This window comes from Caulobacter endophyticus, from assembly GCF_029543245.1.
Classification (GTDB): Bacteria; Pseudomonadota; Alphaproteobacteria; order Caulobacterales; family Caulobacteraceae; genus Caulobacter; species Caulobacter endophyticus_A.
Genome location: NZ_JARQWV010000002.1, coordinates 150,365 through 162,884, shown reverse-complemented (window position 1 = coordinate 162,884; position 12,520 = coordinate 150,365). Strand labels below are relative to the sequence as shown.

11 protein-coding genes are annotated in these 12,520 nt (G+C 69.2%); 6 read left to right on the top strand and 5 right to left on the bottom strand.

Going from position 1 to position 12,520, the window contains the following annotated elements; translation table 11 throughout:
• The first annotated feature begins 240 nt into the window (after positions 1-240).
• Positions 241-2,481, top strand: coding sequence for a sensor histidine kinase (locus P7A99_RS02760; RefSeq protein ID WP_277792412.1), 2,241 nt, complete (start codon positions 241-243; stop codon positions 2,479-2,481).
• Positions 2,482-2,675: 194 nt separating this feature from the next.
• On the opposite strand, the gene P7A99_RS02755 is transcribed toward P7A99_RS02760, so the two are convergent.
• The 4 genes from P7A99_RS02755 to P7A99_RS02740 form a co-directional block, all read right to left on the bottom strand.
• The gene (locus P7A99_RS02755) at positions 2,676-4,226 is read right to left on the bottom strand and encodes a hypothetical protein (protein WP_277792411.1); all 1,551 of its coding nucleotides are present in this window, start codon (positions 4,224-4,226) and stop codon (positions 2,676-2,678) included.
• Positions 4,223-4,981 carry an ABC transporter ATP-binding protein gene (locus P7A99_RS02750; protein WP_277792410.1) on the bottom strand — a complete coding sequence of 253 codons (759 nt, stop codon included), beginning with the start codon at positions 4,979-4,981 and terminating at the stop codon, positions 4,223-4,225. The genes P7A99_RS02755 and P7A99_RS02750 overlap by 4 nt, the downstream gene beginning before the upstream one ends.
• Before the next feature lie 52 nt (positions 4,982-5,033).
• Positions 5,034-5,447 (bottom strand): OsmC family protein, encoded by a 414-nt coding sequence (locus P7A99_RS02745; RefSeq protein WP_277792409.1) that lies wholly within the window; start codon positions 5,445-5,447, stop codon positions 5,034-5,036.
• 85 nt (positions 5,448-5,532) lie between these two features.
• Entirely contained in the window at positions 5,533-5,727 is a 195-nt protein-coding gene (locus P7A99_RS02740) for a hypothetical protein (protein WP_101715015.1), read from the bottom strand.
• Positions 5,728-6,011: 284 nt separating this feature from the next.
• On the opposite strand from P7A99_RS02740, the gene P7A99_RS02735 reads away from it, so the two are divergent.
• The 4 genes from P7A99_RS02735 (at position 6,012) to P7A99_RS02720 (ending at position 8,090) form a co-directional block, all read left to right on the top strand.
• On the top strand, positions 6,012-6,974 hold the full coding sequence (locus tag P7A99_RS02735; protein ID WP_058350468.1) for an acetyl-CoA carboxylase carboxyltransferase subunit alpha: 963 nt from the start codon (positions 6,012-6,014) through the stop codon (positions 6,972-6,974).
• 2 nt (positions 6,975-6,976) lie between these two features.
• Positions 6,977-7,183, top strand: a complete 207-nt coding sequence (locus P7A99_RS02730; RefSeq protein ID WP_277792408.1) for a hypothetical protein — start codon at positions 6,977-6,979, stop codon at positions 7,181-7,183.
• Positions 7,184-7,291: 108 nt separating this feature from the next.
• Complete coding sequence (locus P7A99_RS02725) at positions 7,292-7,723, top strand: carboxymuconolactone decarboxylase family protein (protein WP_277792407.1); 432 nt, start codon at positions 7,292-7,294, stop codon at positions 7,721-7,723.
• Between the two features lie 64 nt (positions 7,724-7,787).
• The gene (locus tag P7A99_RS02720; RefSeq protein ID WP_277792406.1) at positions 7,788-8,090 is read left to right on the top strand and encodes a hypothetical protein; all 303 of its coding nucleotides are present in this window, start codon (positions 7,788-7,790) and stop codon (positions 8,088-8,090) included.
• A gap of 148 nt (positions 8,091-8,238) precedes the next feature.
• Here P7A99_RS02720 and secA read toward each other — a convergent pair whose 3' ends face one another.
• On the bottom strand, positions 8,239-11,004 hold the full coding sequence (secA, locus tag P7A99_RS02715) for a preprotein translocase subunit SecA (RefSeq protein WP_277792405.1): 2,766 nt from the start codon (positions 11,002-11,004) through the stop codon (positions 8,239-8,241).
• A 371-nt stretch (positions 11,005-11,375) separates the two neighbouring features.
• Here secA and P7A99_RS02710 point away from each other — a divergent pair, with 371 nt between their 5' ends.
• Positions 11,376-12,356: a peptidylprolyl isomerase gene (locus tag P7A99_RS02710; RefSeq protein WP_277792404.1), complete on the top strand. Its 981-nt coding sequence runs from the start codon at positions 11,376-11,378 to the stop codon at positions 12,354-12,356.
• Positions 12,357-12,520 lie beyond the last annotated feature (164 nt).

Sequence of the window (12,520 nt, the reverse complement as noted above, 5' to 3'; positions counted from 1 at the left end):
CCTTCCGAGGCGGCCTTTTTTCTGCGCGCGCCCCCGGATCGGCGCGCCCCAAGGTCGAGCCGGCTCGCCCGCTCCGCGAAAACCACACCCTTGAGCCGAGCTTCCTGCGACGCTTGCGCGCAGGGGTCGCGCCCTGCCCTTGCAACCCGCTTGGCCGTCTGGCCATTGTTTGCCCGGACCCGGCTTTAGGGGAGCCGGTGGGAGGGACAAAACGCCATGCCGCAGGGCGAAGGGCGGAGCTTGCCTGCGTTCACGCAGCTGGCCGGCGGGGACATGGCCGAGCGCGTTAAGGCTTTCGACTGGTCGAAGACCCCGCTGGGGTCGCGCGACGCGTGGTCGCCCAGCCTGGCGCTGGCCGTCGACATGCTGATGGCCACCAACTTCCCCATGGCCCTGCGCTGGGGTGCCGAACTGATCCTGATCTACAACGACGCCTACGCGCCCTCGCTGCGCGAGCGTCATCCCGACGCCCTGGGTCGCCCGTTCACCCAGCATTCCGACGCCTTCCGCGCCACCCTGCTGGGCATCCACCAGGACATCCTGTCGGGCCAGAGCGGCGGCTATGCGCTCGAGCGCATGCCCCTTCAGGTGCAGCGCGAGGCCGGCGGGGCGCGCCTGGCCCACTTCGCCGTCAGCTACAGCCCGGTGCCCGACAAGACCGCCCCCTCCGGCGTCGGCGGGGTGCTGATCTCGGCCGTCGAGATCACCGGCGCTGTCGAGACCGAAAAGGAGCTGCGCACCACCCGGGCTCGCTACGACATGGCCCTGGACGCCGCCGGCGGCGTCGGCGCCTGGGAGTGGGATATCAAGGCCAACCGGGTCTATTGCGACGCCCGCTACGCCCAACTGCACCAAGTGGATCCCGCCTTCGCCGCTCAGGGCCTGCCCGCCCAGCGCTTCACCCCCGCCGTCCACGACGAAGACCGCGAGCGGGTGCGCCAGATCGCCCTGGCGGCGATGCAGACCGGCGGCGACTTCGCCGACGAGTACCGCCTGGTGCAGGCCGACGGCTCGGTGCGCTGGGTGGCGGCCAGCGGCCACTGCTATCTCGACGCCGACGGCCAGGCCGACCGCAACGCCGGCGTGGTGTTCGACATCACCGAGCGCAAGCGGATGGAAAGCCAGCTGCTGGAGGCCCGCCTCGACCGCGACATCGCCATGGAGGCGGCGGGCATGGGCCGCTGGGACCACAATCCCAGCACCGGCCAGCGCTATTGGGACAAGCGATCCTGCGAAATGTTCGGCGTGCCCGAACCCGGCCCGCAGGACTTCGACGCCTTCCTGGCCCTGCTGCATCCCGACGACGTCGACGGCGTGCTGGCGGCCGTCGCCGAAGCCACCCATCCGGCCGGCGACGGGCTGATCAACATCGAGTACCGCATCGTCCGCCCCTCCGACGGCGCCCTGCGCTGGATCGAGGTGTTCGGGCGCGCCTATTTCGAGCACGGCGCCTGCACCCGCTTCGTCGGCGTCGGCTCGGACGTCACCGAACGCAAGGAGGCCGCCCGCAGGCTGGTCTCGCAGGAAGAGACCCTGCGCCTGGCCATCGAGGCCGCCGACGTCGGCACCTGGGACCTCGACATCAGGAACGACGTACTGACCTGGTCGGACCGCTGCTACGCCATGTTCGGCGTGGCGCCGGGCACGCCCGTCGTGCGCGACGACTTCTACACCAACCTCCACCCGTCCGATCGCGACGCGGTGCGCGAGGCCCTGCGCCGCACCCTGGATGGCCGCATCCGCGCCGACTACGACGTCGAGTTCCGGGTCATCGGCCGCGAGGACGGGGTCGAGCGCTGGCTGTCGGCCAAGGGCAAGGCCTTCTTCGACGCCGAGGGCAAGCCGATCCGGATGATCGGCACCACCGTCAACGTCACCGACCGCAAGCGGGCCGAGCTGCACCTGCGGCTGCTGGTCAACGAGCTGAACCACCGCGTGAAGAACTCGCTGGCCACCATCCAGGCCATCGCCGGCCAGACCTTCCACGCCGCCCGCTCGCTGCCGGCCGCGCAGGAAGCCTTCACCGCCCGCATCATCGCCCTGTCCGAGGCCCACGACGTGCTGACCCGCGAGAACTGGGAGGGCGCGGACCTGCTGGACGTGGTCGACCGGCTGGTCGCCCTGCACGGCGGCGAGGGCCGCTTCGTGCTGAACGGGCCCTCGGTGCGACTGTCGCCCCGCCCGGCCCTGTCGCTGTCGATGGCCCTGCACGAACTGGCCACCAACGCGGTGAAGTACGGCGCCCTGTCGCGCCAGGGCGGCCAGGTGACGATCAGCTGGAGCGTCGACTACAGCGGCGTGCCGCGTCTTTCCCTGTGCTGGCGCGAAAGCGGCGGCCCGCCGGTGATCGCCCCCACCCGCCGCGGCTTCGGTTCGCGCCTGATCGAACGCGGTCTGGCCTCGGAACTGTCCGGCGAAGCGCGCATCGACTTCAAGCCTGAGGGCGTGGAGTGCGCGATCACGGCGCTGCTGGACTGCTGATCAAAGACCCTCTCCCCGTGGGAGAGGTGTCGCCGCAGGCGACGGAGAGGGGAGTCGCTGCGAAATCGGCCACTTCAATAGCAGCTGAAAACGTCCCCCCTCCGGCCCTCCGGGCCACCTCCCCCGGAGGGGGAGGATCTGGAGCGCCAAGATGCTCTCCCTCTGAGGGAGCTGTCGCGAAGCGACTGAGGGGGTCACGCCATCCGCAGCACCTTGGCGATCTGCTCGTCGCTGCGGCGCAGGGCCAGCATCGCCAGGCCCGCGCAGGCCAGCGGGATCGCCGCCCAGGCCGACAGCCCCGCCACCGCCAGGCCGGTCGCGCCGGCCAGCAGGGCCGAGACCACCACCTCGGCCAGGGTCGCGAACCACGAGGCGCCGCGGCGGCGCTTGAAGTCGGCCCGCTTGCCCGGCTTCTGGTGCCAGACGTTGATCAGGCCGCAGGACCAGGCCGACAGGCCCGCGCCCAGCGCGGTCCACAGCGCCGTCACCGGCGCCAGCCACAGCAGCACCGCCAGCGGAACCGCCAGCAGCAGCGCCACCGGCAGCAGGGCGGCCGCCAGCTTGGCGCGGCGCAGGCTGCGTGTGGCGGCCGGCGACACGGCCAGCAGGTCGGGGCTCTCCTCCGCCGACAAGGTGATCCACGAGAGGCTGCCGGCCACCTGCCCGGCCAGGAACACCACCACGCCCGCACCGCCCGCCAGCGCCGCCCCGCCATCGCCATGACCGGCGTTGCGGCTGAGGATCACCGCCGTCGGCACCAGGTAGAGCACCCGCAGCAGCACCTGCGACAGCAGGCTCGCGTCGCGCAGAATCAGCCTCAGCTCCTTGGCCAGGGTCGCGGCGAAGACCCCGCGGGCAAAGGCCCGGTCGCGCCCTCTGACAGGCTTGGCGGCCGAGGTCTCGGCGCCTTGCGTCGCGGCGGCGGCGTCGGCGAAGCGCTTGCCCAGCGACAGGGCCGACAGGATGAAGGCGGCCGCGCCGATCGCCAGCATGACCAGCAGCGGCAGGGGCTCGCCCAGCATCGCCTTCAGCGGCCAGTAGCCCACCGGCGGGATCTTCACCCGCCCCTCGGCGGCGTCGCGGGCCAGCGACTGGAACAGGCTTTCACTGGCCCGCTTGCCCAGCAAGGTCTGGATCTGGCTGGCCAGGAAGAAGGCCGCGCCGGTCAGGGCCGCCAACACCTGGGCGACGGTGCGCGTGCGGCGCGGGCCGATCAGCTTGAACAGCGCCATGGCCAGGGTCAGGCCGGTCGCGGTCGCCAGCAGCGCCAGCGCCGCCAGCATGCCGAAGAGGCCCGACCACTCGGGATGGCCCAGGAAAACCGCCGGCCCCAGCAGCGGGGTGACGAAGATCAGGAACACCGTCAGCACGCCCGCCGCCACGCCCAGGGCGCGGACGAACAGCACCGTGCGCGGCGGGATCGGCGACGAGAACAGCAGATCCAGATCGCCACGCTCGTACAGCGCCTCGCTGGCCGCCGCCAGGGTCTGGGACAGCATCAGGGTGAAGGCCGTGGCGCAGCAGGCCAGGGCGATGGCCGCCGACAGCGGGATCACCGGCACGTCGAACCTGCGCGCGGCCAGGCCGATGATCACCCCGCCGGTCAGCATCAGCAGCGCCAGGAACGAAAGGCCGACCATGGCCCCGACGCCGCCCATGGCCTTCTTGCCGGTCATGGCCCGAAAACCCAGCCGCATCTCGTGGGCCAGCAGCCAGGGGATGGACCCGGAGCGCAGCAGGCTCACGCGGGGGCTCCGTCGGCGGTCAGTTGCAGGAAGACGTCCTCCAGGGTGTCGCCGCCGCCCTGCCCCGCCTGCGATCTCAGCGCGTCCAGCGTACCTTCGGCCAGCAGGCGGCCGCCGGCGATGATGCCGATGCGGTCGGCCATGCGCTCGGCGACCTCGAGAATGTGGGTGGTCAGGATCACCGTACCGCCGGCGTCCACCCGGGCCTGCAACATGTCCTTGACCAGTCGGGCCGAGGCCGCGTCCAGGCCGGTCAGCGGCTCGTCGAGGATCAGCAGGCGAGGATCGTGGATCAGCGCCCCGGCCAGGGCCACCTTCTGCTTCATGCCGCGCGAGAAGCCCTCGCATCGCCGCCGCGCTTCGGACGCCAGGCCGAGGGTCTCCAGCAACTCCAACGCCCGCGTCTTGGCGTGCTTGGGCTCGACGTTCCACAGGCCGGCGACGAATTCCAGATATTCCAGCGGGGTCAGCCGGTCGTAGATCATCGCCTCGTCCGGCGCCCAGGCGGTCACCGCCTTGGCCGCCGCCGGATCAGCCAGGGCGTCGATCCCGAAAATGCTGATCGAGCCCTTGTCGGGCTTGGTCAGGCCCGCGACCATCCGCAGCGTCGTGGTCTTGCCCGCGCCGTTGGGCCCCAGCAGCGCATAGAGCTCGCCCGGGTGCACCGTCAGGTCCAGCTCGCGCACGGCGGGCTTGGCGAAGGTCTTGTCCAGCCCCCGGACGATCAAGGCTTCGGTCACGCTGGCTGCCCCCATGCAATCACGGCGGGCATGTGATCGCGATTGGGCGGAGGGCGCAAGGCGCGCCCTAAGCCACCCGCGTCTCGATCTTCACGCCGGCGGTCAGCATCTTGTGCACCGGGCAGGCCTCGGCGATTTCCAGCAGGCGCTGGCGCTGCTCGGCGTCGAGGTCGCCGGAAAGGCTGATCACCCGGTCGAAGACGTCGGCCGGGACCTGGCCGGGCAGGCGCCGCCAGGTGGTCTCCACCCGCACCGCGCCCAGGGCCCAGCCCTTGCGCTTGGCGTAGAGGCGCAGCGTCTGGGTGGTGCAGGCCGCCAGGCCCGCGGCGACCAGGTCATGCGGATTGGGGCCGGTGTCGAGGCCGCCCTCGGCGGGCTTGAGGTCGCCGGCGAACCGCGAGGGGCCGGCCGTGACCAGGATCTGCACGCCGCCGTGGCCGCTGTCGTCGGCGATGGCGGAAGGGCGGGCGATGTCGGTCATAGCGAGGATCCTGCGTGCGTCGAGAACGCCAATGTGGCGCCTTGCCCGATCGTTCGCTTGGTCGAATCCGCGCGAACGTGAAGGTTCAGGCGGCCGCGCCGGCCCCGACCTTGAAGAGGTGCGTGGCCCCGCGCCAGACCTCGACCTCGTTGCAGCCGCGATGCATGTCGAACAATTCGCCGGCGCGCACGCGTGCGGCGTTGTCGTCGGCGCAGGCCGTGACATCGAAACGGGGAACCGAGCCATCACGCTCGACGCAGAAGAAGGTGAACACCTGCATGGGAACGATGCGTCCTCATCAGGCGGGCCGTGTCCATGTTCGATGGGCGGGGCCGCAGCGCCAGCTGACTTCCGCAGCCGGCTCTTGAGAACCCAATATAATGATCGGCGTTCGATTCACCATAGGGGTTCGGTTCACGGACGGAACTTGGCTGGGGACCAATCCCGTCCCCAGGAGAATCCACCGCTGAAACCGTGGTTCCAAATCCGCGTGAATGCGCTTTCCCTTGGCGTCATCACGCACTAGGTTCGCCACCTTTCGCAAACGGCGACGTTAAGAGACTCATGGCCGCGCACTATCTCGATTTCGAGCGACCCATCGCCGACCTGGAAGCCAAGATCGAAGAGCTTTCAAAGCTTTCCGAGACGGCGGGTCCTGGCGCGTTCGACAGCGAGATCGGCGCCCTGCGCGAGCGCGTGCAGGTTCTGCGCAAGGAAGCCTATGCCGGCCTCGACGCCTGGCAGAAGACGATGGTCGCCCGCCACCCGCAGCGTCCGCACCTGCGTGATTATGTCGCGGGCCTGATCGACGAGTTCGTCGAGCTGCGCGGCGACCGCAAGTTCGCCGACGACCAGGCCATCGTCGGGGGCCTTGGCCGCTTCCGCGGCATGCCCGTGGTCGTGATGGGCCACGAGAAGGGCTACGACACCACCACCCGCCTGAAGCACAACTTCGGCATGGCCCGCCCCGAAGGCTACCGCAAGGCCGTGCGCCTGATGGACATGGCCGAGCGCTTCAACCTGCCGGTCGTCACCTTCGTCGACACCGCCGGCGCCTATCCGGGCCTCGGCGCCGAAGAGCGCGGCCAGGCCGAGGCCATCGCCCGCTCGACCGAGCGCTGCCTGACCCTGGGCACCCCGATGGTGGCCACGGTCACCGGCGAAGGCGGCTCGGGCGGCGCCATCGCCCTGGCCGGCGCCAACCGCGTGCTGATCCTCGAGCACTCGATCTATTCGGTTATCTCGCCGGAAGGCGCGGCCTCGATCCTGTGGCGCGACGGCGCCCGGGCCAAGGACGCGGCCACCAACATGAAGATCACGGCGCAGGACCTGATCAAGCTGCGCATCGTCGACCGCATCGTCGAAGAGCCGGCCGGCGGCGCCCATTCGGATCCGGAAGCCGCCATCAAGGCCGTCGGCGACGCGGTGGAGGACGAGCTGAAGAAGCTGTCGCTCCTGACCCCCGCCGAACTGAAGCGCCAGCGCGCCGAGCGCTTCTACGCCATCGGCCGCGAGGGGCTGCAGTAAGGGTGCTGAAAAAGCGCCATCCGTTCCTGGCCGGCAAGAAGCGCAAGTCCTCCTCCCACCTGGACGATGGAGTCGGCACCGGCCTCGACGTACTGGCCGACGCGGCGCCCGCGCCCGTCGCCCTGGTCGCCAGCCTGGTCATCGGCGCAGGCTTTCTGGGCTTCCTCGCCTGGAAAGCCGTCAGACGGTCGACCGACCAGGCCGGCTGAGGCAAGCCCGGCGCGCCTGCTTTTTTCGAGCGCCATGTCACAAGACGGGCGCTCGTCTCGTCCTGATCTTCGAAGCCCCTTCACAAGGCCGCAACGAGGATCAGGACCATGAGCGACACCGCCGCCTTCCGCCACGACAAGAACGTCCCCGCCGCCTACCAGGCCTTCATCGCCGCCGAGCAGGCGGTGGCCGCCAGCGGCGTCGCCCCTCGCCTGCTGCACCTCGTCAAGCTGCGCGCCTCGCAACTCAACGACTGCGCCTTCTGCGTGAAGATGCATTCCAAGGAGGCCCGCGACGACGGCGAGACCAACGAGCGCCTCGACCGCCTGACGGTCTGGCGGCACGTGGCCGACTACGACCCCGCCGAGAAGGCCGCCCTGGCCTGGACCGAAGCCCTGACCCAGCTGCCGGCCAAGGTCGACCTGGCCCCGCTGCGCGCCGACCTGCGGGCCCACTACAGCGAGGTCGAAGCCAGCGCCCTGACCGCCCTGGTCGCCATGATCAACCTCTGGAACCGCCTGGGCGTCTCGGCCCACTGAGCCGGCGTTGAACAACCCGCCATGCGAGGCGTTGCCCAAGCTCCCCGCTAGAGGAGACGCCCGCATGGCCCAGACCTTCGAAGACGCGCTCGAGACCGTGCTGGCCTGGCTGGAGACCCCGCCGCCGTCCGGCACGCCCGAGGAGGCCCGCTTCCTGGCCGCCATAGAGCGCGTGCTGGCCGAACCCGACGGCTCCGAAGCGAGCGCCGAGCAGGCCGCCGCCATCGACGACATCGTCCGCGTCGACGACGACCTGCGCCAGCGTCTGGCCAAGCTCGCGAACGCCCGCCGCAACCCCTTCGGCGACCACCCCGACGGCATCGGCCCGACGCTGGGCATGGACCTGGGGGCGCCGAAGGCCGACTGACGCCCACACATTCTCTTCGTTTTCACCGAGCTTCCCCGCCTTCGCGGGGAAAGACGGAGTTTGGGGTGGCGCCCCGCCCACGAAAAAGCCCGCCCTGGTCTCCCAGGGCGGGCTTCGTCGTTTCAGGCTCTGGCGAACCCGCCGGTCGTCAGACCAGCGAGCCGTGGCACTGCTTGAACTTCTTGCCCGAACCGCAGGGGCAGGCGCCGTTGCGGTTGGTGCGTTCCCAGCCTTCCGGCAGGGACGAGACCGGCAGGGCCTCGCGCTGGTCGGGCGACAGGCCTTCGGGGATGGCGCCGGCCACGGCGGCGTTCTCGCCGGTCAGCGGATCCAGGTGCACCGGGATCAGGTTTTCCGGCGTGTGCAGCGGCTCGGGCTCGGCATAGGCGATCTCGACCGTCATCAGCCAGCGGGTGGTGTTGGTGCGGAGATCCCCCAGCAGCTTTTCGAACAGGCTGAAGGCTTCGGTCTTGTACTCGTTCAGCGGGTCGCGCTGGCCGTAGCCGCGCAGGCCGATGACGTTGCGCAGGTGGTCCAGGTGCATCAGGTGCTCGCGCCACTGCAGATCGATCATCTGCAGCAGGAAGCTCTTTTCCACCTGGCGCATCTGCTCGGGCGTGATGATCACCTCGCGCTGGGCGGCGTACTCGTCGGCGGCCTTGGTGATGCGCTCGCGGAAGGCTTCGTCGTCGACGCCTTCCTCGGCGGCCCACTCCTTCAGCGGCAGGTCCATGCCCAGCACGGCCTGGACGCGTTCATGCAGCCCATCGATGTCCCACTGCTCGGCATAGGCCTTGGGCGGCACGTGGCGGGCGACCAGGTCGTCGATCACGTCGTGGCGCATCTCGTGGATGACTTCCGACAGATCGCTCGATTCCATGAACTCCTGGCGCTGCTCGAACACGGCCTTGCGCTGGTCGTTGACGACGTCGTCGTACTTCAGGAGGTTTTTGCGGATCTCGTAGTTGCGCTGCTCGACGCGGGTCTGGGCCTTGGCGATGGCGGCGTTCAGCCAGCGGTGGGTGATCGCCTCGCCGTCCTGGACGCCGAAGGTGCGCATGATCGCGTCCAGGCGCTCGCCGGCGAAGATGCGCAGCAGGTCGTCTTCGCACGACAGGAAGAACTTCGAACGGCCCGGGTCGCCCTGACGGCCGGTGCGGCCGCGCAGCTGGTTGTCGATGCGGCGGCTTTCGTGACGCTCGGTGCCCAGAACGAACAGGCCGCCGGCGGCCAGGGCCGCCTTCTTGGCGTCGGCGATCTCGGCCTCGATCTCGGCGCGGTGCTCGGCCTCGGCTTCCGGCGAGACCTCGATGCCCAGGCCCCGCTGCTCGATCTTCCACTTGGACAGGCGCATGTCGATGCTGCCGCCCAGCTGGATGTCGGTGCCGCGGCCGGCCATGTTGGTGGCGATGGTCACCGCGCCGGGCACGCCGGCGTCGGCGACGATGCCGGCTTCCTGCTCGTGGAAGCGGGCGTTCAGCACCTGGTGCGGGATGCCCTTGCGTTTCTTCCCGTCGACGTCCCACTCGTACTCGTCGAGCAGCTTGGACAGTTCTTCCGACTTCTCGATCGACACGGTGCCGACCAGGATCGGCTGGCCGCGCACGTGGCAGTCGGCGATCTGCACCAGGATGGCGCGGTTCTTCTCGGCCTCGGTGCGGTAGACCTCGTCGTCGTCGTCGATGCGCTGGATGACGCGGTTGGTCGGGATTTCGCTGACGCCCATCTTGTAGATGTCGTCGAATTCCTGCGCCTCGGTCGAAGCCGTGCCGGTCATGCCCGACAGCTTGGTGTAGAGGCGGAAGTAGTTCTGGATGGTCACCGAGGCCAGGGTCTGGTTCTCGGGCTGGATGTCGGCGCCTTCCTTGGCCTCGATGGCCTGGTGCAGGCCTTCCGACAGGCGGCGGCCGGTCATCATGCGGCCGGTGAACTCGTCGATCAGGACGACTTCGCCGCCCTTGACGATATAGTCCTTGTCGCGCGTGTAGAGCACGTTGGCCCGCAGGGCCTGGTTGACGTGGTGGACCACCGAGATGTTGGCCGCGTCGTAGAGGCCGGCGGTGTCTTCCGCCAGGTGACCGCCGGAGATCAGCATCTCCTCGATCTTCTCCTGGCCCTCTTCGGTCAGGATGACCTGCTTCTGCTTTTCGTCGTGGTCGTAGGTGGTCTTGTCCTTGATCAGCTCCTTAACGAGCAGATCGATGGTCTTGTAGAACTCGCTGCGGTCCTCGGTCGGGCCCGAGATGATCAGCGGGGTGCGGGCTTCGTCGATCAGGATCGAGTCGACTTCGTCGACGATCACGTAGTGGTGGCCGCGCTGGACCATCTCGTTGACGTCATAGACGAGGTTGTCGCGCAGGTAGTCGAAGCCGAATTCGTTGTTGGTGCCGTAGGTGATGTCGGCGCGGTAGGCGCGCTGGCGGTCGCCTTGCGAAAGACCGTTGACGATGATGCCGTAGGACAGGCCCAGGAAGTTGTAGAGCTGGCCCATCCACTCGGCGTCGCGGGTGGCAAGGTAGTCGTTGACGGTAATGACGTGCACGCCCTTGCCGGCCAGCGCGTTCAGATAGGTCGGCAGGGTAGCGACCAGCGTCTTGCCTTCACCGGTGCGCATTTCGGAGATGCCGCCGAAGTGCAGCACCATGCCGCCGATCATCTGCACGTCGAAGTGGCGCATGCCCAGGGCGCGCTTGGAGCCTTCCCGCACGACGGCGAAGGCTTCGTTGAGGATGTCGTCGAGGGTTTCGCCCTTTTCCAGGCGGTCCTTGAATTCCTGGGTCTTGGCCTTCAGCGCCTCGTCCGACAGCGCGGCCATCTGCGGCTCGAGCGCGTTGATCTTGGCGACGCGGCCGTGCAGCGTCTTGACCTTGCGTTCGTTGGAGGAACCGAAGAGCTTTTTGGCGAAGCCGAGCATGCAGAAAGGATCCGGAGCGAGAACTTAGTGTGGCCGGCGCTAAGGCTTTATCGGCCTTCACTACGGTAATGACGGTGCGCCGAGATCGCAGAACCCCTGAAAACGGCGCGCGCGCGAGACTTAAGCACCGCCCCCCCCAGTGTCAACGCGAGGCCTGGCCCGCCGGGGCGTCGAAAAGCCCGATCGGACAAGCTTTCACCCGCTGGGCGAAACCCGCTCGGCGGCGATGCAAACCCTCGTCGCGCCGCCGGGTTCCGAGAACCGCATCCTCGCGCGCGAAGTTTAGAAGCCTCTAGCCGCCGAAACGGCTTTCCCTTTGGCCTGACGCGCTCTAGAGCGCATTTCATAAGACCAGCGGAGATCCGCGCCCGATGAACCCCGTCCGTTCCGCTCGCCCCATTCTGACCGCCGCCGTGCTCGGCCTGGCGCTGCTGGTCGCCGCCTGCGGCCGCGGCGGCGTCGACGAGCGTCCGCCCGAACCGGGCGACACGGCCGTGGCCCGGGTCGACGGCCACGCGGTCTGGGCCTCCGACGTCAAGCGCGAGGCCGTGGCGCAAGGGCTGATCGGCGAGGGCGAACCGCTGGACGTCTCGTCCGACCTGTTCCGCCGCGTCCTCGACGAGGTGATCGACCAGAAGCTGCTGGCCGCCGAGGCCATCGAGCGCAAGCTCGACAAGGATCCGGTGGCCCAGCGCCGCCTGGCCGCCGCCCGCGAGCGCATCCTGGGCGACATGCTGGTCGAGGGCATGGTCGAGAAGGCCGTGACCGAGGACAACATCCGCGGCCTCTACGGCGAGCAGCAGAAGCTGGCCAAGCAGTCCGAAGAGATCCGCGCCCGCCAGATCCTGGTGCCCACCCAGGCGGAAGCCGAAAGCGTCAAGAAGCTCTTGGCGACCGGCGCCTCGTTCGACGCCCTGGCCATGGAACGATCCAAGGACGAGGCCACGCGCTTCAAGGGCGGCGACCTCGACTACTTCACCGTCGACATCATGCCCGAGCCCTACGCCGTGGCCCTGAAGGACTCCAAGGTCGGCGACCTAGTCGGCCCGTTCGCCATCAACGGCGGCTGGGTGGTGATGCGCGTCGAGGACAAGCGCCAGGAAGCGCCGCTGAGCCTCGAGGAAGCCCGTCCGCAGATCGTGCGTTTCCTAACCTACGACCAGGTCCGCGACCTGCTGGAGAAACTGCGCGGCGGCGCCAAGGTGGAGATGCTGGTCGGCAAGGGCCAGGACATCCCCGGCGCCCCGCAGGAGCCGGCCTCCGCGCCGCAGGGCGACGCCGCCCCCAGCTCCGACCTCGACAACGCCCCGCCCGCCTCGGCTCCGGCCCAGAACTCGGCCCAGAAGAAATGACCCGCAAGCCCACCACGACCTCGACCGACAAGGCCGCCGACAGCGCCAAGACCAAGGCCAAGGCCGCGCCGAAAGCCGCCGAGAAGGCGCCCGCCACCACCACGCCCGCCGAGATCGTCGGCCAGGTCGGCGCCACCGTCGGCCACGCCCTGGACCGAGCCCTC

Coding starts and splice junctions, on each gene's coding strand:
- P7A99_RS02720 (WP_277792406.1), top strand. CDS start 7,788: ATGGCCCAGACCTTCGAAGACGCGCTCGAGACCGTGCTGGCCTGGCTG.
- P7A99_RS02735 (WP_058350468.1), top strand. CDS start 6,012: ATGGCCGCGCACTATCTCGATTTCGAGCGACCCATCGCCGACCTGGAA.
- P7A99_RS02725 (WP_277792407.1), top strand. CDS start 7,292: ATGAGCGACACCGCCGCCTTCCGCCACGACAAGAACGTCCCCGCCGCC.
- secA (WP_277792405.1), bottom strand. CDS start 11,004: ATGCTCGGCTTCGCCAAAAAGCTCTTCGGTTCCTCCAACGAACGCAAG.
- P7A99_RS02745 (WP_277792409.1), bottom strand. CDS start 5,447: ATGACCGACATCGCCCGCCCTTCCGCCATCGCCGACGACAGCGGCCAC.
- P7A99_RS02710 (WP_277792404.1), top strand. CDS start 11,376: ATGAACCCCGTCCGTTCCGCTCGCCCCATTCTGACCGCCGCCGTGCTC.
- P7A99_RS02750 (WP_277792410.1), bottom strand. CDS start 4,981: ATGGGGGCAGCCAGCGTGACCGAAGCCTTGATCGTCCGGGGGCTGGAC.
- P7A99_RS02740 (WP_101715015.1), bottom strand. CDS start 5,727: ATGCAGGTGTTCACCTTCTTCTGCGTCGAGCGTGATGGCTCGGTTCCC.